The sequence below is a fragment of the Sphingobium sp. WTD-1 genome (assembly GCF_030128825.1).
In the GTDB taxonomy this organism is placed as follows: domain Bacteria; phylum Pseudomonadota; class Alphaproteobacteria; order Sphingomonadales; family Sphingomonadaceae; genus Sphingobium.
On the sequence record NZ_CP119127.1, the window covers coordinates 1,920,763 to 1,941,604 of the forward strand.

Below are 20,842 nucleotides of genomic sequence, written 5' to 3' on the forward strand. Positions count from 1 at the left end.
AAGGGAACTCCAAGGAGATCCCCAATGTCCAACGCCATCGCCACCGTCTCGCTGCGCGGCACGCTCGAAGAGAAATTGCGCGCCGCTGCCGCGGCCGGCTTTGCCGGGGTCGAGATATTCGAGAATGACCTGATCGGGTCGGAACTGGCGCCGCGGGACGTGCGGCGCATGCTGGACGATCTGGGGCTTGCCTGCATGCTCTACCAGCCCTTCCGCGATTTCGAGGGGATGCCGGGCGCGCTGCGCCAGCGCGCCTTCGACCGGGCCGAGCGCAAGTTCGACCTGATGGGCGAACTGGGCACCGATCGCATCCTGGTCTGCTCCAACTGCTCGCCCGCCTCGCTGGGGGAGCGGGAGCGGATCGTCGACGATTTCCGGGACCTCGGCGAGCGGGCGGCCAAGCGCGGGATATTTGTCGGCTATGAGGCGCTGGCCTGGGGGCGACATGTGTTCGATCATCGCGATGTCTGGTCGATCGTAGAGCAGGTCGACCATCCCCATATCGGCATCATCCTCGACAGCTTCCATTCGCTGTCGCGCAAGATTCCGAGTGACAGCATCCGCGATATCCGTGGCGACAAGATCGTCTTCGTCCAACTCGCCGATGCGCCACTGCTCGACATGGACCTGCTCTACTGGAGCCGCCATTTCCGCAACCTGCCGGGGCAGGGCGGGCTGGATGTCGCCGGCTTCGTCGCGGAGATATTGGCCACCGGCTATGACGGGCCGTTGTCGCTGGAAATCTTCAACGACCGGTTCCGCTCCAATGCCGCGACGCTGGTGGCGGAGGACGGGCATCGTTCGCTCGACTATGTGCGCGACGCAGCGCTGCGACAGTTGGGGCGCCCGTCGACCATGCCCGCGCCGGAGCCGGTGCTGGGCGCCGAGTTCGTGGAATTCACCACCGCCAGCGCCGATTCCGCGCGGCTGGGCCGCACGCTGGCGACACTGGGCTTCAGTCTTGCCGGCGAGCACCGCCAGAAGAAGGTGACGCGATGGCGCCAGGACGGCGTCAACCTGGTGGTCAATGCCGAACCCAAGGGCTTTGCCAGCGCCTATCGTGCGGCGCATGGATCGTCCATCTGCGCGATCGGCGTGCGGGTGAGGGACAAGGCGGCGGTGCAGGCGCGCGCAGCGGCGCTGGGGATCAATGCCTATAGCGCGGAAGGCCGCCCCGGCCGCATGGCGATGCCGGCGCTGCGCGGGGTCGGCGGCAGCCTGGTCTATCTGATCGACGATAATGAGGTCGAAGGGCTGTGGGCGCGCGAGTTCCAGGCGATCGAGGCGGAACCCGATGCGCCGGTCCATGCCCATGGCTTCGACCATCTCGCCGCCGTCGTCCATAATGACGAATTCCTGTCCTGGCAGCTTTACTGGCGCGCCCTGTTCGGGCTGGAGGCCAAGGCGGCGCAGGATGTGATCGATCCGTCGGGACTGGTGTATAGCCAGGCCTTGCAGGCGCCCGACGGCGCCTTCCGCGTGACGCTCAATGCGTCGGATGCGCGCGAGACGCTATCGTCCCGCTTCCTCGATCAGGGGATTGGCGGCGGCTATCAGCATGTGGCGCTGGCGACCGACGATATCTTCGCGACGGCGCAGGCACTGCGCGATGAGGGCGCGGCGGTGCTGACCATTCCGGCCAATTATTATGCGGACATTGCCGCCCGCTTCGGCTTTGACGATGCGCTGGTGGCGCGGATGCAGGCGCTGGGCATCCTCTATGACGAGGATGCCGATGGCCACGGCTTCTGGCAGCTCTACAGCCGCGCTTTCGACAAGCTGTTCTTCTTCGAGTTCGTTCAGCGCGCGGCCGGCTATATGGGCTATGGCGCGCCCAATGCCGGTGTGCGGCTGGCCGCGCAGAACCGGTTCCGCGCCGAGAACCCGGTTGATTGAGCGGGGTCAGAGGATCAGCTTGATCGTCATGCCGGCCACCACCGCATCGGGATAGCGGCTCGTCGCCCCGACGCGGTGGATATATTGGAGGTTGGGGCGCAGCAGCAATGCGCGGGTCGCCTGCCAGCCATAGAAGATTTCGCCGCTCGCTTCCCAGCGTTGCGGATCGACATCCTGGCCCAACGACTGCTGGTCGCGCTGTCTATCGGCGATGCGCGGATTGACCCTGGCATAGACGAGGCCGAGACCGAAATTGTCCCTGGGCCGATTGTCCCACGGGCCGCGCGCGACGAAGCCGCCGCTCAGGAAGAAGGGTACGCGCGCGGTCGCCCGGTCGGACAGTGTCATGGTGCCGAACAGCGACAGGCCGCGTTCGCCGGGGCCGAACCGGACGATCATCTTTTCCGCCATGGCCCAGGCGCTCCACCGTTCGTGCCGGGTGGCCGGGGCGAGACCGGACAAGGCGTAGGAATCGCCATTGGCGTCGGCATAGACATCGGGCTTGTCGGTGGTATCGATGAGGCCGCCGAGCCGGACCAGGCCGGGCAATTGCCCCGCGCCCTGGCCCGATTTCCAGCCCAGTTCGACCGGCAGGACGATACTGTCGAACCGCGGCGCCAGTTGCCAGCCATTGCCGGTCTGGGCGCGGATGCTGTTCACTTCGAAGGCGGCGACGGTGAGGCTCAGCCCATGGCCGATGTCCTGTCGGGCGCGGATGCCCCAGCGCGGGATCGGGAAGCCGGAAAAGCCGCTATTGTAGAAGAGCGTGGTCGGGCGCGGGCAGAAGGCGAAATTCTGGAACTGGCAGCCCGAGGGCAAGGTCGCGAAATCGTCGCCCGTATGATAGAGGCCGATCTTGAACGCGGTCCGGCCGCCGTTCAACTGCTGCTCATAGCTGAGTTCCGCCGGCCGCAGATCCTGCCCGCCGCCGAACAGTTCCTGTACCTCGAACAGATTGCTGATGCGGGTGGCGGTCAGATCCTGCCCCTTGCGATGGATGATCGTCGCGATGATCTTGCCGCCGTCAAGGCCGAACGCCTTGCCGGTGTCGACGACCGCCGATGCCAGCAATTGCTGGGTATAGGCCGCCCCCTGATCGCGCCCGCCGCTGATCGATGCGGCGCTTTCGGAGACATAGGAGAAGGTGAGGTTGATGCCGCTGTCCCTGAGTCTTGTGCGCCAGCCGGCCTGGGGCGCGGCCGGCGGCGGGGGTGGGGGCGTCTGCGGTCCGGCGGGCGGCCCCTGCAATTGCGGGGCGGGCTTCACCGCTTCGGCGACCTGGACGGGCAGGACGATGGCGGGCGGGCTGTCGGCGATCATGGCGTGACAGCCGCATCGGTCGCGCGGGCAAAGTCCGCCAGCATGCGCTCGCTGTCCGGCGCGAGGCCTGTGAACAGGGCGAAGGCATGGGCAGCCTGCATCACCGCCATGCCGCCGCCGGTCAGTATGGCGCAGCCCTTCGCCTGCGCGGCCATCAGCAACGGGGTGTGCAGCGGGAAATAGATGATGTCCGACACCCATTGATCGGACGCCAGCAGATCGGGATCGAAGGGCAGGCCGGGATGGCTGAGCATGCCGATCGGGGAGGTCTGGACCACGCCATCGGCGTCCGCGATGGCATCGGCCGCTTGGGCCATGGCCTGCACCTGCGCCGCCGGGAAGAGTGCGCCAAGCCGATCGGCCAGCGCCGCCGCGCGCTCCTGTGCCGGATCGACGATGGCAAGATGCGTCGCGCCAAGGTCGAGATGGGCATAGCCGACCGCTGCCGCCGCGCCGCCCGCACCGATCATCGCGATCCGGCCGCGCGGGCGATCGGCGAGGCCGGCGAGGAAATGGGCGCGATAGCCCGACCAGTCCGTATTGTCGCCATGCGCCCGGCCGTTGCGGAACAATATGGTGTTGACCGCGCCCAATGCCCGCGCCGCGTCGGACAGGCTGTCGAGCAAGGGGATGACCGCCTGCTTGAAGGGATGGGTGACGTTGATCCCGTCAAAGCCTATCGCCCCCAGCATCGGCAGCAGGCGGGGCAGGTCGTCCGCGTCATAGCCCATCCGATCGGCATCGAGGATGCGGTAGACGAGGGTCAGGCCGAGCGCCTTTGCCTCCGTCTCGTGCATGTGCGGGCTGCGCGATCCGGCAATGCCCTGGCCGATCAGGCCGCAGAGAATGGACGCGCGGGGGCGATCCGCGACGGGCGCGGGGGACTGGAACATGGCATTATCCTTGGAAGAGGGGCGGTCAGTCGGCCTTGGGCAGGCGGATCATCGCGGCGCAGATGCCCGCGATGACGGCCGGCACCGCGAAGACACCGAAGATGACAGGCAGTGAGACTTTCGCCGCGAGCAGGAAGCCGCCCAGCATCGGCCCGATCACCGCGCCGATCCGGCCGACGCCCATGGCCCAGCCGATGCCGGTGCCGCGCGCTTCGGGCGGATAGAGGCTGGCGGCGAGCGGGTAGCAGCCGTTGAAGCCGCCCTGGACGAAGACGCCGATCAGGAAGGCGGTGGCGAGCGTCGCTACCAGCGGCATCGCGACCGATCCGAACAGGACCAGCGTGACGGCGGCGGCCGACATATAGCCCAGGATCAGGCGGCGCAGGTCGAAATGGGTGCCGGCGATGCCGATCAGGGTCACGCCGACAAAGGCGCCGATATTGTAGATGGCGCCGGCATAGATGGCGTCCTTGGCCGGCAGGCCGGCCTCGACCGCCAGCTTGGGAATCCAGCTGATGACGAAATAGAGCGTCATGAAGCCCGAGATGGTGGCCATCCACAGCAGGATGGTGCCGGTCGCGCGGCGGTCGGTCAGCAGGCCGCGCACGCCGGCCTTGTTGGCTTCATGCACCTTCCTGGCGGGCAGCGTGTCGACTGTCGGCTGGCCCATCGAGCGGAGCAGGCGGTTGGCCTTTTCGAGCGCGCCCTTGGGCTGGCGGGTCAGCAGGAAGTCGATGCTTTCGGGCAGCAGCAGCCAGACGAAGGGCAGGGACAGGGTGCAAAGAATCGCCGCGCCCAGCAGCATCGCCTGCCAGCCATAGATGGGCAGCAGGTTGGCGACGACGAAGCCGGTGATGGTGGCGCCGACCGGATAGCCGGCCTGGAGGAAGCCGACGGCAAAGGTGCGGTGCCGGGGCGGGGCATATTCGGCGGTCAGCGCCGCCATGCTGGCCAGCACCGTGCCGATGCCGATGCCGACGATGAAGCGGCTGACGATCAGTTCGCCGATATTGGCGGCCATGGCCGAGCCGAACATGGCGCCGGCCATCATCACCAGCGAGGCGAGGATCAGTTTGCGGCGGCCGAACCTGTCGGCCATCGGCGCGATGAGCAGGCCGCCGGCGGCCATGCCGGCCAGCCCGGCGCTGAACACCACGCCCAGCCGTTCGGGCGTCACCTGCCAGTCGGTCGACAGGGCGGGGGCGATATAGGACAGGATCAGCACGTCCATGCCGTCGAGCATGTTGAGGATGAAACAGATGGCGACGACCAGTATCTGGCGTGCGGTCCATTGGCTGTCCGACGCGACGGGGGCAGCCTGGCCGTCAACGGTCACATAGGGTCGCACGGACACGCTGCCGGTGGCGGAATAGCTGGCCATCTCGAATAATGCCTTTCATCCTCTCGCGGCGCCCTGCGCCCTTGCCTTGCTTGTCCGGTGGCCTGTCGGCTTCTATTCTGCGGATGGCTATGCCTCATCCATTCAATAGGTAATTTCCACCGCTCCAGATGCGCTTCGCTATATCGCTATGTTATGGCTTCGGCGGGCGCGGCAGGGCGAGCATCGCACTGCGGGCAATCTCCTCGAAGGTTTCGCCGATGATGGCGCGCGGCGATTCCATATTGCGGTTGATATAGACCGGAAGCACGCCGGGGTCTTCAAATTCCAGGAAGCGGACGGTGTCGGCATGAGGCTGCATCGCGGTGAAGCTGTCGACCAGCGCCACGCCCATGCCGTTGGCGACGAAGGCGACGGCGGTTTCGGCGAAGCGGATATAGGTGGAAACGTCCGGTTCCTGCCCGGCGCGGGCGAACATGTCGGCGATGATCCGGCCATGGGGCGTGTCGGGGCGGAAGGATTGCAGTTGCGCGCCGGCAAGGTCCGCCACGCAGATCCGGTCGCGATCCGCCAGCGGATGATGGCTGGGCACGGCGCAGACCATGCGCCCGGCGCCGATCCGGCTGGACAGGATGTTGGGATGGTCGATCGGAAAGACGGTCAGCGCATATTCGCCGCGCTGGAGCGCGAGATAATCGATCGCCTGCTCGACCGAGAGAATGTCGAACTGGATGGTGAGGCCGGGATAATTGGCGCTGAGGCGGGCCAGCATCTGGGGCAGGATCGAATGGCCGAGCGAGGGCGACGCGCCGACGCGAAAGGTCTTGTCCTCCCCCTTGGCCAGCCGGCGGATGACATGGGCGAGATCGTCGAAGCCCTTGTAGATGCGTTCGATCTCCTCGAACAGCACGCCGGCTTCCTGGGTCGGCACCAGCCGGCCGCGGGTGCGGTCGAACAGGCGGAACTGCAGCCTGTCCTCCATATGGCCGAGCATCCGGCTGAGGCCGGGCTGGGACGTGCCGAGCATCCGCGCGGCGCCGCTGACCGTCTTGGTAATCATGACGGCGCGGAAAATTTCTATCTGTCGAACCGTGAGCATCGAACGTCCATGATCCTGCACCGGATGGATAGCGCGTGCTAGCCCAGCGGGGCGGCGCATGAAAGCCCGCCGCGTGGGTGCCGGTCGTTCGAAGGCGGGTTTTCAATGTGCGCGGGCAGGGGGCAAGGGGGTGCCCGCGCACATCGATCAGCCAGGGATCAGAAGCGAACCTTGGCACCGACCGTCATGTAACGGCCGATCGTGTCATAGTGGATCGCGCCATAGGTGGTCAGCGGCGGATCGCGGTCGAACAGGTTGTTGACGTTGGCGAACAGGGTGAACTTGTCGACATTCACCTGGGCGCCGAGGTCGACATAGACCCGGGCGGCGATGTCGTTGTTGGCGATGTCCAGCGCATGGTTGAACTTGCCGCCGCCGACATAGCGGACGCGGGCGTCGACCGAGACGTCCTGGCTGCTGTAGTTGATCGACCCGGTGGCGCGCCAGTGCGGCGTGCCGAAGCTGACATTGTCGCCCACGTCACCGGCGCGGTCGACGCTGGTCATGCCGTCGTTGATCAGCACCTTGTCGACATAGGTGGCAAGGCCGCGGAAGCGCATCGTGCCGCCCAGGCCGCCGCTCACCTTGCTCAGCGGCAGGGTGTAGCTGGCCTCGATATCCACGCCGGCGGTCTTGTATTCGGCCAGGTTGATATAGGTGGTGTAGATGGTGGTCGGGGCACCCGAGCTGTCCCGCACGATCTGGCTGCACAGGTCGGTATTGCCGTTGGCGCAACCGCTGATCACGTCCTGCGCGCCCAGCGAGGTGATCGCGTCCTTGAGCTTGATGTTGTAATAGTCGACCGACAGGTTGAAGCCCGGCAGGAAGGTCGGCGTGAACACTGCGCCGGCGGTCAGCGTGCTGCCGATTTCGGGCTTCAGGTTCGCATTGCCGCCGCCATAGCGGGTGATCGAGTAGGTCTTGCCACCTTCCGCGACCGTGGTGAAGCTGGTCGTGGTGGTGGTGTAGAGTTCCGCCAGGCTGCCCGAGCGGATGTCGCGCGAACGCGACACGCGCAGCAGCAGATTGTCGAAGATGCGATCGGTCACACCCAGCTTCCACGACCAGATGCCACCGCTGGTGCTGTAGCGGCTGTAGCGGGCCGCGCCGTTGACATCGAGCTTGCTGAACGGCTGGTCGAGCAGCGGGATGGCGACTTCGCCGAACGCTTCCTGGACGTTGAACCCGCCGTCGAGCGGCGAGAAGTTGAAGCGGCTGAAGCCCTTCGCGGCCGAGGTGGCGTCGAGGCTGTTGGTGACCTGTTCTTCCCAGCGCGCTTCCGCGCCGAAGGCGACCGAAACCGGGCCGGCCCAGGTGGAGAAGGGATCGCCGCGCAGGCTGGCGCCAGCGCTGTCGAGCTTGGTAGTGTAGACGACGCGGGCGACATTGCCGAACACATAGTCGATCGCGTCCTGGCTGGCGGCGCCGGTGCCCAGGATGTTGAGCGGGCGGCAGGCGGTCGTCGGATCGGTGAGCGCGGTGCGGCAGACGATATTGCCGCTGCTGTCGGTCACGGCATCCAGCGCGGCGGTCAGGTTCGCGCCGGTGATCTGGTTGTCATAGCTCTGCATGTTGCGGTTTTCGCCATGGCTGTAATAGGCCGAATAGCGCCATTTGCCGTCCGCGAAGCTGCCATCGACGCCGATCGCGCCTTCCACATTCTGGCGATAATAGCCGAAGGTGCGATAGCCATAATCCTCGAAGAAGCGGCCGACCTTGATGCTGGTCTCGCCGGCGGCGGCGAGCTGATCGCGGATCGACTGCGACAGATAGGGATTGCTGGCCGACAGGGTGTAGGTGCCGTTTTCCGCATAGAAGGGATATTTGGCCCAGATGCGGCTGTAGCTGCCATCCGCCCAGAAGGTGGCGTCGCCAACCTCGAAGCTGGCGCGAGCATAGCTGTTGACGCGCTGATAGGGGTTGGTCAGCGCATATTCGTCGTTGGTGGCCACGCCTTCGCCGCCGACCATGGTCGAACCGCTGATCTGGCTGCCATATTGGAAGGCGCGCAGGGTGCCGTCCGAATTGAAGGTCTGGCCCTTGAGCGTGCCCGAGGTGATCAGGCCGCCGAGGCTGGTGGTCGAGCTGTTGACGTCGCGCACCAGGATATAGTCATGGTCGCCCGTGGTCGGCGAGAAGAGGTTGGCGCTGCCGACATTCTTGCGCGAATTGCGGTCGAGAATGCCCTCGTCATTCTGATATTCGGCGCCGATCATGAAGTGGCCGCGGCCGTCGGCGAAATGGGTGCCGAAGGTGCCGTCGAAGCTGTAGCGATAGCCGTCGCCGCGCGACGACACGCCGTTTTGCGCGCCGATGGTCAGGCCTTCCAGATCATCGTCGAGCATGATGTTGACGACGCCGCCGATCGCGCCCGAGCCCCAGGCTGCGCTGGCGCCGCCGGTGACGATCTCGACCCGCTTCACCAGGCCCTGCGGCACGGTGTTGAGGTCCGACGAGCCGGTGAAGCGGCGGTTGTTGAGCAGGGTCAGGGTGCGGGTGACGCCCAGGCCGCGAAGGTCCATCGCCGACGAGGAGGAGTTGGTGTTGGCGACGGTGCTGGCCGGCGACTGGGTCGCGCGGAACTGCGGCAGGTCGTTCAGCACCTGCGCGATGCTGGGGCGGGCACCCTGGCGCAGTTCGCTTTCGCCCACGACGGTGGTCGGGGTCGGCGCGTCGAAGCCCTTGCGGTCGATGCGCGAACCGGTGACGACGATCGAACCGGCGTCATCGTCGGCGGCGGGCGTGCTGTCCTGTGCCATGGCGACCTGCGCCGTGGCGAGCGACAGGACCAGGGCGGCCCCGGCGCTGCCCGCCATCAGCAGGCGGCGAAATCCAGTGTCTTCAATACGCATTTCCAATAGTCCCCTTTTGCTCTTGCTTTGTTGTGGCCGCGACCCGAGCGGCTCTTGTGTGATGGCTGAAAATCAGTCGGCGACGCGGCGGAAGGCAACGTCGTAGGCACGCCCTTCGCCAAAGCGCAGCGCGGTGACCGCGCCCGATGCGTCGCGTTCGAACTTGACGGTGATGCGGCCGGCGCCCGGCGCGGCCTCGCCGGTGAAGACGTCGGCATAGGCGGGGCTGAGCGGCGTGTTGTACCAGCGCGGGCCGCTATAGGTCAGCGTGTCGCCTTGCTGCTTGAAGCTGAGGCAGGCCAAGGTGTCGACGCCGCAGAAACGGCCGATATAGGGCTTGGCGTCGAAACTGGTGACGGCATCGACCTTGCGATAGGCGATCTTCTCGCCCTCGCGATGTTCCAGTGTCAGGCCGGCCTTGCCGAAGGCGAAGATATCCTCGCGCTGCGCCCAGCGGCCCGGACCCACCGGAGTCAGCACCCGGCCGTCGGCGCGTAGATTGCCTTTGTCGTCGCTGTCGAAGCGGACCGGGAAGCCGGTCATGCCGTCGGCATAGGTGCCCGAGGGCCGCGGCCCCTTGGGGATATAGGCCTTGGCCTTGTAGGCGGGCAGGAAGATGTCGGCGACATCGCGGCCCAGCACAGGCGTATCGGCATTGCCGGTATTGCAGAGCAGCGACACGGCCAGCTTGTGCTGCGGATAGCGGGCCATCCAGGCGCGATAGCCGCCGGTCGAACCGCTGTGGCTGACTTCCTGCTGGCCATGATGGTCGAGATTCACCAGCGCCAGCGCATAGGCGATCGGCGTGCCGTCATTCAGCTTGGTCGGCGTCTGCATTTCGGCGGTGAAGCCGGCGCCGAACGTGTCGGCGTCGAGCGCCGCCTGCCACTTCACCAGATCGCCGACCGTGGTCAGCAGGCCGCCATTGCCATAGGCGTCCTCGATTACCTGGTCGTTGCGATAGACGCCATCGTCAAATTCATAGGCGCCGGTGCGGCCCGGCACGACATCGCCATGATCGTCGCGCCAGCGCGTGTGGGTCATGCCCAGCGGCTTGAAGATATGATCCTGGGTGAAGTCGGCGAGCGACTGGCCGCTGACCCGCGCGACGATGATGGCGAGCAGGTTATAATTGCTGTTGCTGTAGAGATAATGGCTGCCGGGCGCGAAGTTCAGTTCCTTCTGGCGCGCGACGATGTTCAGCATGTCCTGATTGTCGGCGGTGCGGCTGTTGCGCGGCCAGCCCTCGATCGCGGCGACCGAACCCCAGTCGCGCAGGCCGCTGGTGTGGTGCAGCAGGTGGCGGATCGTGACCGGGGTGCCGTAATCGGGCATTTCCGGCACGACCTTGCGGATGTCATCGTCCAGCGACAGCTTGCCGGCATGGGCCAGCATCAGGGTCGCGGCGGCGGTGAACTGCTTGGAGTCCGATCCGGCCTCGAAGATGCTGTCCGGGGTAAGGGGAACGCCCAGTTCCAGGCTGGCCATGCCATAGGCGCGGGTGGCGATCGCCTGGCCGTTGCGGGAGACGGCGACGGCGCAGCCTGGGGCGGTCTTGCTGTTCCAGCGCGCGAACAGCGCATCAAGGCGGGCGAGCGACGCGGCATCAGCCGGGGCAGGGGCCGGGCTGGCCGATTGTGCCATGGCGGTGGCGGGCAGTGCCGCAGCCATGCAGATGAGCGCCCCCGCGAGCGAGGACCGAACGGTCGTCATATCTATTTTCCCCTTGTGCGCCCGAAGCGCTCTTGCCGCGCTGCGATCTGTTTTTTCTGGCGGCGCGTACGGCGGAAAATCCGTCGTCGTCCGTCTTTCCTGGCGAGTCCTAACCGGAGTCGCTGTCACGAACCTGACACAGAGAGGGGTGAGGCGGCCGATCTTGCAATCAACGGCAAGATAAGGGCTTTTTATTTGGTATTTGCATTCCTGCTGTGGATGCGTATCGCAATTTAATGTCGATCGAGGGTGCCTGCCGGGATCGGTAGGAGTGCTGTAATGCGTTTGTTGCTGGTGGAAGATGATGAGCGTCTGGCGCGGGGGATCATGGCCTCGCTGGAAGGCGCGGGCTTTTCCGTCGACATATTGACCAGCGGCGAGGATGCGTTGCGGCTGGCCGATCAGGAACCCTATAGCGCAATCATCTTGGACTTGGGCCTGCCCGATCTGGACGGCCTGGAAGTGCTGAGCCGGCTGCGCGCGCGCGGCGCGCGGACGCCGATCATCATCCTGACCGCACGCGACATGATCGACGACCGGATCAATGGTCTGGATCGTGGCGCCGACGATTATATGGCCAAGCCGTTCGATCCACGCGAACTGGAATCGCGGGTTCGGGCGCTGGTGCGGCGCAGCCAGGGCACGCTCGATCCGGTGCTGCGCATCGGCACGCTGAGCTTCGACCGGTCCAGCCGCACCGTCTATCTGGAAGGCAGCATGATCGACCTGCGCCGGCGCGAACTGGCGGTGCTGGAGACGCTGATGGGCCGGCCGGGCAAGGTGGTGGCCAAGGAAAGGCTGTCGGCCGAAGTGTTCAACTTCGACGATGCGGTCACGCCCAATGCGCTGGAGGTCTATGTCGGCCGCCTGCGCCGCAAGTTGCAGCCGTCAGGTCCGTCGATCCGCACGATCCGCGGTCTGGGCTATATGATCGAAGCGGCCTGAGCGCCGGACTGATCGACAGCCACACACATGCGCAGATTGTCTTCCTCGCTGCGGCTGCGCCTGACCGGCGCGGTGATGATGCCGCTGACGGCGCTGGTGCTGGTCTTTTCCGTCATCACCGCACTGGTCAATCACAATACCGAGGCGGACACGGTCGACCGGGTGCTGGTGGGGTCGGTCCGCACGCTCAGCCTTGCCTATAACAGTCCGCCGGCCGACCAGAAGCGGCTGGTGCCGCTGGTCATCCACCTGCTCCAGCGTCGCGCCCGGCCGGTGGTCCATTACAGCGTTTATCGTGGCGACAGGCTGGTCGCCGGCGATCCCAGCCTGAAGCCGCCCGCCGATTATCGCGCGGATTGGGATGGCGTGACCGATCGCCATCCGCCCGCGACCTTCAAGAATGCCTATCGCAAGACGCCGCTGGTGCGCGGCTATCTCGATCCGGCAGATGCTCATTATGTCACCCAGGCGGCCTATCTGCGCAGCGGCACGCTGCACGGCAAGCCGGTGCGGATCGCGACCGAGATGCGCCGCGCCTATGGCGATGACAGGCTGATCGCGATCCAGATTGCCGACTATCTGGATGACCGGTCTGCCTATGAACGGCTGTTCTTGCGCCAGGTGCTGCTGGTCGGCGTTGCGGTGCTGCTGGTCACCGGGCTGCTCTTCTGGTGGGCGATCCGCTGGGGGCTGCGGCCGCTGTCGGACCTGACGGGGCAGGTGGAGGCCGCCCGGCGCGAGGCGTCGCCGGCCTTCCGCATGGAAATGGCGGAAGCCACGCCGGTCGAGATCAAGCCGTTCGTGGCGGCCTTCAACGGGCTGATGGCGCGGCTGGAGCGGGCAACCAATTCGCTGCGGCAGTTCACCTCCAACGCCTCGCACCAGATGCGCACGCCGCTTGCCGTGGCGCGGGTACATCTCGACGTGCTCGATCGCTATGGCGCGACCTCGCCCCAGGGCAAGGCGGCGTTGCAGGATATTCCCCACGCCATCGACAGCCTCGAACAATTGCTGCGCCAGTTGATCGCGCTCGCCCGCAGCGAGGAGGATGGCGACATGCGCATGGGGCCGTTCGACCTGTCCGAAGTCGCCGCGGACGTGATCGCCGATCGCGCCGCCCAGGCGCCGGCCGATATCGAGATCGGCTATGACAAGGCGATGGTCGGTCCGGCCATGGCGGTCGGCCAGCCGGGGCTGGCTGCGGAGCTGATCGGCAATCTGCTCGACAATGCGATCCGCTACAACCGGCCGGGCGGCACGGTGACCGTTCATCTCTATCGCCGTGACGGGCAGGCGATGGTCGATATCGACGATGATGGTTCGGGCATTCCTGAGGCGCAGCGCGAGAAGGTGTGGGACCGTTTCTATCGCATGCCGGGCAACAGCGCGACGCCGGGCACTGGGCTTGGCCTGCCGATCGCCCGCGCGCTCGCCGACCGGATGGGGGCGCAGATCAGCCTGGCCGACGGACGGACCGGCCGGGGGCTGTGCGTCACCATCGCGTTTCGCGCCGAATAGGGTCGTCGAACAGAAAAGCCCGCCCCGGCGACAGGTTCATGTCAGCCCGACCGGCTATCCCCGACACAAAGTTACAAAGGGGAAGTCCGTTGATGCTGTCTAAGATTCTTCGCCGCCGCGCGGTGCGCAGCCTGTCGTTGGCCGGCGCCGCGCTGATGCTGACCGCGCCGATCGTGGCCCATGCCGAGGAAGAGGAAAGCGGCGGCCAGTTGTCGACCAGCCGCGTGCCGACCAGCCCGATCGCCGGTGATTTCAGCTTCGCGGCGGTGGGCGACCTCATCTATCTGCGGCCGATGCTGGCGACGATCGAGCAGCAGTCGCCCGACATGCTGCGCATCCTGCGTGGCGCGGACGTGACCTTCGGCAATTTCGAGACCACCGCGCTTGACCTCAAGACCTTCAAGGGCTCGCCCCAGGCGGAGTCGGGTGGCACCTGGATGCTGGCCGATCCCGCCGTTCCCGCCGATGTGGCGAAGATGGGCATCGACATTGTCGGTCATGCCAACAACCATGCCACCGATTGGGGCGTGGAGGGGCTGTATGACACGTTGGCGCTGCTCGACGGCGCGCATATCGTCCATGCCGGCACCGGCCGTTCGATGACCGCGGCCCGTGCGCCGGCCTATTATGACGGGCCGCATGGCCGCGTCGGGCTGGTGTCGGCCACCACCAGCTTCACGCCGATGTCGCCGGCCTCCGATCCGCTGGGCCAGGTGCCCGGCCGTGGCGGCGCCAATGCCATCCGCAGCGTCGAGGTCGGTATGGTGTCCGACACCGATCTGGCGACGATCGCGCGGCTGGCGGGCACCAAGGCGGGCGCGCCGGTCAAGATGAAGGGCCGCGAATATCGGGCGACGACAAGCCCGACCGCACCGATGACGATCGAATATGATCTCAATGCCAGGGATGTCGCCGCCAACATGCTGGCCGTGCGCCAGGCCAAGCAGAATGGCAATTTCGCTGTCTTCTCGCTGCACAATCATGAGCCCGGCAATGCCAGCCAGACGCCCGCCAATTTCGCCCAGGGTCTGGCCCATCAGGCGATCGATGCCGGCGCCGACGCCTATGTCGGCCATGGTCCGCACCAGCTGCGCGGGATCGAGATCTACAAGGGCAAGCCGATCTTCTATTCGCTCGGCAACTTCGCGATGATGAACAACAGCCTGGATGACCTGCCGGCCGACATGTACGACCAGTTCGGCATCACGCCGGGCAGCGTCACCGCGCCCGAACTGCTGCAGGCGCGCGGGGCCAAGGAATTTGGCGATCCCAACCTCTATGAAACGGTGATCGCGGTCAGCCATTACAAGGATGGCCAGCTGAGCGAAATCCGCCTCTATCCCGTTGACTTGGGCGTTAACGCGACGGGTGCGGGCAAGGGCGTGCCGCACCTGGCCGACGCCACCACCGGCGCGCGCATCCTGGAACGGCTGCAGCGCCTGTCCACGCCGTTCGGCACGAAGATCGAGACGGTCAAGGGCGTGGGCGTGATCCGCGTGGCAGCGTCGCGCCCCTGATCTAATGGCGGCTTCAGGGGCGCGGGACGGCGCCCCTGAAGCCGGCCAGTCCTATTCCGCGCTGTCCAGCGCGAAGAGGTCGAGCCGTTCGGCCAGCGCGGCATCGTCCAGATGCTGCGGGTTGGCGGCGCGCATTTGGGTGCGGGCATGGGGCTTGATGCGGACGGCTTCGGCGCTGGCATTGTCGCCATGGCGGAACACGTCGATCACGCTGTCGAGATTTTCATAGACGACCGCGCGCTTTTCCGATGGCGCAGCGATCACCACCTGCAGCCCGATATCATCGTAAAATTCGAGCAGGGTCCGCTGGTTGGGGCCGTCCATCTTGCTGAACGCCTCGTCGAACACGGCAAGGCCCAGACCCAGCTCCGCGCGCTCATATTGCCGGCGCGCGCCATGATAGATGCTGGCCAGCGCCGCGCCGATCACCACATAATAGGGGACCTGCCGCTCCGCGCCGCTCGCCGTGCCCTTGCGCTTGTCATAGCTGGTGGTGCGGCCCTTGTTCACATCCTCCATGCGCAGGTCGAAGGTGAAATAGTTGCGGTAATCCTGATAGGCCGCAAAATCGAGGGACTCGTCGCTCAGCAGCCGTTCGACTTCGGCCAGCGCCTGGGCATGTTCGGCGTCGCGCGGGGCGGCCCGGCCAAAGAGGGCATCGAAGGTCAGTTCGTCATGCTCGCTCTCGCGCGCCAGCCGGTGGAGCGCGGCAAACTCCTCCTTGGGACGGGCATGGAGCGTGTAGATTTCGCCATGGAGCGGCCGCATCCGCAGCGCGCGGGTGAGGTTGTCCAGCTCCGAACGCAGATCGTTGAAGCGGGCGTTCAGCTCATGGATGAAGGCGGTACGGAACAGCTGGCCGATCTGTTCGGCGGCTTCGTCAGCCTGGCGCCGATACTGGATCAGCTCATTGTCCTCCAGCGCCGCGATATTGGCGGCGAGCCAGGGCTTCACCTCGGTCGCGATCGCGCCGGGCAGGGCAATGGGCGCGCTATTGTCGAAATCGGCGCGATAATGGCCCAGCGTCTCGCGAATTTCGCCCTGCAACGCCTGATAGGCGTCGCGGGCCTCGTCCGCGCGCTTCATCATCTCCTGCACCAGTCGGGGCAGGGGACGTCCGCGCTGCTGGCGATAGGCCTCGCGCAGGATCGAGAGGCTGGCCGATGAGCGCACCCGATCCTTGAACAGGGCGCGCCGCGAGCGCAGGCAGAGCCAGGAGCCGGGCTGGGCATCGCCCGCATCCAGCCGCCGCTGGATTTCGATCCTGGCCTGGCCAAGTTGGCCGCGCCGGCCGATCAGCTCTTCTTTTTCCTCGGTGGCGCTGCGCAGTTGCAGCTTCACCTTGTCCAGATTGGGCTGGATCGCCGGGTCCACCGTCATCGCGATCTTGTCGAGCCGGTGCTGCAATTCGGTGCGGCTTTCCTCATGCTGGTCGATCGCGGCGACCAGCAGGTCGAGCCGGTCGGCCGGATCGACATCGGCCATCAGCGGCAGCAGCTTGCGATGAATATCGTCGTGGAACCGTTCGCTTTCGGCATGGACGGCGATCAGCGCCTGCCGATCCTCGATCCGGGCGAGCAGTTCGGCCTCCATCAGCGGGGCTGCGGCCCGGCCGATCTTGAGATCGCGGGTGCGCAGCACCTCGACCACGATGCCGCTATTATAGGCGCCATCGCGCATGATCGCGCGGCCGCCGGCCAGCAATTCCGCCTGGGTGCCGGCAAGGCGCACCTGGCCGGTGCGGAAGCGCAGGAAGGCGATCGCCAGCGGATCGTCGCTGGCAAAGACGGTGGCGAGGGAATCGGTGTCGAAGCCGGGCGGCTGTTCGGCGAGGCGGCGGCTGTTGATGACCCGGCATCCGCGGAAGCCGTCGCGGTTGGCGCGCACGATCTCGACCGCGCGGGACGCATGTTCGGGATCGACCAGGATCGCCTCGCGGTCGCGACCGAGCAGCGCCTCGGCCGCTTCGCGCCATTGCGGATCGACGATTTCCGCCACCTGGCAGAGCGTGCGCGGGCGCATATTTTCCCGCTCCAGCGCGGCCATCAGGCGGATGGTGCGATCGTCCAGGCTCACCTGGCCGGCGCGCGCCTTGTCGCGCCGTGCGACCAGATCGGCCAGTTCGTCCTGCAGGCCGCGCCGCTGGGCGATCGCCTGATCGCGCCGTTCCTGAATTTTCTCGACGGTATCGATCGCGCTGCGGCGGGCAGTGGCGATCAGCTCCTCCATCGCCAGCGGATCGCGCGGCCATGTCGGCGGCTCCAGCCCGTCGCTCTGCTGCCGCAGCGCCTCCAGCGCCTGGAACAGGGGGCCGAGCTTCAGGGGCGCGAGTCGCTCGCGATGGTCGAGCAGACTGGCGCCGAGCGCGGCCGCACGGAAACGGGCTTCGAGCCGTTGCACCACGCCGGTGCGGGCGAGGTCCACGGCCTTGAGTTCGCTGGCGACCACGGCCCGTTTGCCGGCGGCGCCCTCCGCCACGGACTGGGCGAGCAGGCTGTCCTGCCGATCGCCCAGTGCCGCGATCTCCGCATCGCAGCGGCCGATATCCTGCTGGATGTCGTCCAGTTCCGCCAGCGTGTCGCGCCGTTCGCGCAGATTGGCGATCAGCGCGGCGCCCGCCTCGATCATGGCGGCGAGGCGGGCGGTGCCGCGGGCGACATCCTCCCGCTCCAGCAAGGTGACGAAGCGGGATACGAGTTCGGCCAGCGCCCGCAGCGCGTCGAGCCGCCGTTCCAGCTCATGCACATCCTTCTGGATGTCGCGATAGCGCTGGATGCCCTCGCGCAGTTCGCCGATGTCGATGTCGTTCCGGGCGAGCAGGAAATTATGCACGAAGCCCTCGACCGAGCGCATATCCTCGAACGACAGGGCCATGATGAAGGCGCGAATGAAACGTTCCGGGTCGCTATGGCGCCGGCCGGTGAACAGCTGGCGCATATATTCGCGGATATGGTTGCGCGGGCCATCGGGGCGGATGAGCTCGGTGCCGGCCGCGGCGCATGCCTGCTCCAGCCGTTCGCGCACCAGATTCCAGGGGGCAGAGCGTTGCTGCCCGCCGTCCAGATTCTCGATCAGCAGGTCGGTATCCACTCGCACGCCGGGCGCGATATAGCGGCCGACCACCTGTGCGTCCTCGATCGCGGACGCCTCGACGCATAGGCCCACGCTAACCGGCGGGCGCACACCATCGAGATCGTCGAACGTCAGCACGATGTGGGTGACGGATTCCTGGCGCAGAAATTCATGTTCGTTGAGTTGGCCGAGGCAATAGCCGCGCAGCGTGCGTTCCGACTTGCGGCTGCCGGTTTCGCCGGCGGAACGATTGAACTGATACCAGCGCCGCGAGCCGCCGGTCATCACTGCCTGGATGAGGTCGATCAGCGTCGACTTGCCGGAGCGGTTCTGGCCCAGCACGGCGGTGTCGCCGCTGACGGCGAGGTCTTCGCGGCCGAACAGATGCCATTGCACCAGTGCGATATGGGCAAGCTGCATCATGCGACCTCCTCCTCGTCGGCGTCATCCAGGTCGATGACGGGCTCCTCCGTCTCGCTTTCCTGATAGTCGCCGCCGGCCAGCAATTGTTCGAGATGGGCCATGAACTCCTCGCCCGCGACGGTGGCGATCAGCGCGCGGATGGTGATCGGCATGTCCTCCAGCTCGTCGTCGATGTCGCCCATATGGACGATCGCCCGGCGGTCGAGTGCGGTGACCAGCGCCTTGAACTCGTTGATCCCCAGCGTCGCGCGGCGGGCGCGGGCGACCATGTCCTGATAGGCGTCATAGGCGGCATTGAGCGTCACCATCACGCTGCCATAGCGTTCGACATCGCCTTCCTGGATGCCTTCTTCCCACAATCGGCGGAACAGCAGCAGCACCAGCGTCTCGTCGATCCGCATGCGCGGATGGCCGATCTGTTCGGTGTCGGGCAGGATGCCGGCCCAGCCCTCGCTTTCGCGCACCACCAGCCGATAGCCGGCGACTTCGAAATAATCCGCTACCAGCCGCTCGACATCGGGGCGCAGCAGGACTTCGAGCAGGGCGGATGAGCCGCGATCCTGCACATGCAGGAACTGATGGCGCAGCAACTGGCTGATCGCCTGGGTCACGCGGTGCATCCGGCGCGGATCGCGCGCTTCCAGGGCCTGAAATTCACTGAGCATCTTGTATCTCTGGGGTCACGGCGTCGCCAATGCGCGAGACGGTGAAGCCCGCGCAGTGCAGCCAGTCATTGTCGATGGTCGATCCGGTATCGACCGAGAAGCGGAAATGGGGCGCCAGATGGTTGGCGATGGCATTGCCCCGGCCGTCGGCATCGGCGGCCAGCATGGACAGGCGCAGCGCCTCAAGCGCCAGGAAATCATCGACCGTCTCGATCGCGAAGCGGCTGGCCTCGCCCGACCCGAAGGGCGCAACGCGCCGTTCGAGGAAGCGGCTGACCTGTTCGGGCGTGACCGCGAGGCGGGCCAGATATGCCCGGTCCAGCTGCTTGCGCCATTCGCGCAGGGGATCGGGCGGGGGCAGGAGCAGCAGGCCGCCCGCAACCGTCGAACGATAGGTGCGCGGCCGGGCGAGCAGGGTGGGGGACCAGTAGGACCGGCGTGGTTCCAGCAGGCCGGACAGCGGTGGCGCGGCATCCTGGCTCTCGCCACGGGCGAGCAGCCGGTCGAGTTGCAGCAGCATCGGCTCGCTGCGCTGGAGGAAGCTGTTGCCGCGCCGTCCGGCATAGCGGACCGTATTGCGCAGCCGCGTCTCCAGCCGGCTGCGATGCTGCTGGATGCGCTCGAAAGCCTCCTCGATCTGGTCGAACACGCGCCGGACCTTGTGCAGATCGTCATAGACCAGATCACGGGCGGCGGACGGGTCGGGCGCCAGCCGGGCCTCATGATAGGCTTCGGCGATGGCGGCGACGTCGGCGATCGAATCCTCGATCGCGTCGAGCGCGGTGAAGATGCGATGGCGGAAGCGATACGGGTGGGACGTGGTCGAGATGGCCGCATAATCCTGCAGCAGCAGCTTCTCGACGAAATCCTCGAAATAATGGCGCAACCGGCGGCCGACGCTATCGCTTTCCACCACGCGCTTGTCGATGTCGCGCAGCGCGCTCAGCACGCTGCGCAGATAGCGGCCGAAGCTGGCGGCGTCGCGCGCCGCCTTGTGCAGGCCGGGCGCATTTTCCCGTGCATTGCGCTGCAGCGCTTCCAGCTCGTTCTTCACCTGGATGACAAGGCCGCCAAGCTGGTCGGACAGGCCTTCGCGCAGGCTGCAGAGAAATTCGGCCAGGCGCATGGCGCCGGCGGGCATGTCGACCGTGACCTTCAGGCCATAGCGGCTTTCCTCGATCCAGCCGGTTGCCTGCAGCCGGTTGTAGATGTGCCGGGCGCGCATCATCGCCGCGCTGGTCGCCTGTGCGTCGGCGGCTTCCAGCTTGCGCCGGCGCACGCGGCGGCCCGGTCGCGCGGCCAGCTTGTCCAGTACCACCGGGCTTTCATCCTCGCGCCACAGTTCCGCATTGTCGCCCAGCAGCGTGTAGATCAGCTGGATCACCTCGCCCTGGGTCGGGAAATGCAGGTCGGACCGGTAGAAGCCTTCATAGAGGCCGATCAGTACGCGCTCGTAGAGAAAGCGGTTCGACCCGGCAAACAGCGCGAAAATGTCGGAATGGAGTTGGCCGAAGAGCATCAGGCGGCAAGGCTCATCGTGGGGGAGGACATGCTATCCGGCATGGGCGCGACGATAGGGGTATCGCCAGC

Annotated in this window: 13 protein-coding genes; 4 read left to right on the plus strand and 9 right to left on the minus strand. The window is 66.3% G+C overall.

Features of this window, described 5'->3' with window-relative positions:
* Nucleotides 1–24: 24 nt before the first annotated feature.
* Nucleotides 25–1,896, plus strand: coding sequence for a bifunctional sugar phosphate isomerase/epimerase/4-hydroxyphenylpyruvate dioxygenase family protein (locus N6H05_RS09430; RefSeq protein WP_284113626.1), 1,872 nt, complete (start codon nt 25–27; stop codon nt 1,894–1,896).
* Nucleotides 1,897–1,902: 6 nt separating this feature from the next.
* Here N6H05_RS09430 and N6H05_RS09435 read toward each other — a convergent pair whose 3' ends face one another.
* The 6 genes from N6H05_RS09435 to N6H05_RS09460 all read right to left on the minus strand — a co-directional run bounded on the left by N6H05_RS09435 (nt 1,903) and on the right by N6H05_RS09460 (nt 11,112).
* A complete protein-coding gene (locus tag N6H05_RS09435) occupies nt 1,903–3,216 on the minus strand; it encodes a carbohydrate porin (protein WP_284113627.1) in 1,314 nt (437 codons plus the stop codon).
* Entirely contained in the window at nt 3,213–4,109 is an 897-nt protein-coding gene (locus N6H05_RS09440) for a shikimate dehydrogenase (protein WP_284113628.1), read from the minus strand. The genes N6H05_RS09435 and N6H05_RS09440 overlap by 4 nt, the downstream gene beginning before the upstream one ends.
* Before the next feature lie 25 nt (nt 4,110–4,134).
* Complete coding sequence (locus tag N6H05_RS09445) at nt 4,135–5,490, minus strand: MFS transporter (RefSeq protein WP_284113629.1); 1,356 nt, start codon at nt 5,488–5,490, stop codon at nt 4,135–4,137.
* Nucleotides 5,491–5,641: 151 nt separating this feature from the next.
* Nucleotides 5,642–6,547, minus strand: a complete 906-nt coding sequence (locus N6H05_RS09450; protein WP_284113630.1) for a LysR family transcriptional regulator — start codon at nt 6,545–6,547, stop codon at nt 5,642–5,644.
* Between the two features lie 158 nt (nt 6,548–6,705).
* Complete coding sequence (locus N6H05_RS09455) at nt 6,706–9,399, minus strand: TonB-dependent receptor domain-containing protein (protein ID WP_284113631.1); 2,694 nt, start codon at nt 9,397–9,399, stop codon at nt 6,706–6,708.
* Nucleotides 9,400–9,471: 72 nt separating this feature from the next.
* Nucleotides 9,472–11,112 (minus strand): serine hydrolase domain-containing protein, encoded by a 1,641-nt coding sequence (locus tag N6H05_RS09460; RefSeq protein WP_284113632.1) that lies wholly within the window; start codon nt 11,110–11,112, stop codon nt 9,472–9,474.
* A gap of 279 nt (nt 11,113–11,391) precedes the next feature.
* Between N6H05_RS09460 and N6H05_RS09465 the strand changes: the two genes are divergently transcribed.
* From N6H05_RS09465 to N6H05_RS09475, 3 genes are all read left to right on the plus strand, one after another.
* Nucleotides 11,392–12,057, plus strand: coding sequence for a response regulator (locus N6H05_RS09465; protein ID WP_284113633.1), 666 nt, complete (start codon nt 11,392–11,394; stop codon nt 12,055–12,057).
* Nucleotides 12,058–12,084: 27 nt separating this feature from the next.
* The gene (locus N6H05_RS09470; protein WP_284113634.1) at nt 12,085–13,575 is read left to right on the plus strand and encodes a sensor histidine kinase; all 1,491 of its coding nucleotides are present in this window, start codon (nt 12,085–12,087) and stop codon (nt 13,573–13,575) included.
* Between the two features lie 92 nt (nt 13,576–13,667).
* On the plus strand, nt 13,668–15,092 hold the full coding sequence (locus N6H05_RS09475; protein WP_284113635.1) for a CapA family protein: 1,425 nt from the start codon (nt 13,668–13,670) through the stop codon (nt 15,090–15,092).
* Nucleotides 15,093–15,143: 51 nt separating this feature from the next.
* Here the strand turns inward: N6H05_RS09475 and N6H05_RS09480 are convergent, their stop codons facing one another.
* The 3 genes from N6H05_RS09480 to N6H05_RS09490 are packed head-to-tail and all read right to left on the minus strand — an operon-like array spanning nt 15,144 to nt 20,771.
* A complete protein-coding gene (locus tag N6H05_RS09480; protein WP_284113636.1) occupies nt 15,144–18,587 on the minus strand; it encodes an SbcC/MukB-like Walker B domain-containing protein in 3,444 nt (1,147 codons plus the stop codon).
* Nucleotides 18,584–19,252 carry a DUF4194 domain-containing protein gene (locus N6H05_RS09485; RefSeq protein WP_284113637.1) on the minus strand — a complete coding sequence of 223 codons (669 nt, stop codon included), beginning with the start codon at nt 19,250–19,252 and terminating at the stop codon, nt 18,584–18,586. The genes N6H05_RS09480 and N6H05_RS09485 overlap by 4 nt, the downstream gene beginning before the upstream one ends.
* Nucleotides 19,242–20,771, minus strand: a complete 1,530-nt coding sequence (locus N6H05_RS09490; RefSeq protein ID WP_284113638.1) for a Wadjet anti-phage system protein JetA family protein — start codon at nt 20,769–20,771, stop codon at nt 19,242–19,244. Before N6H05_RS09490 ends, N6H05_RS09485 begins: the two co-directional genes overlap by 11 nt.
* Nucleotides 20,772–20,842 lie beyond the last annotated feature (71 nt).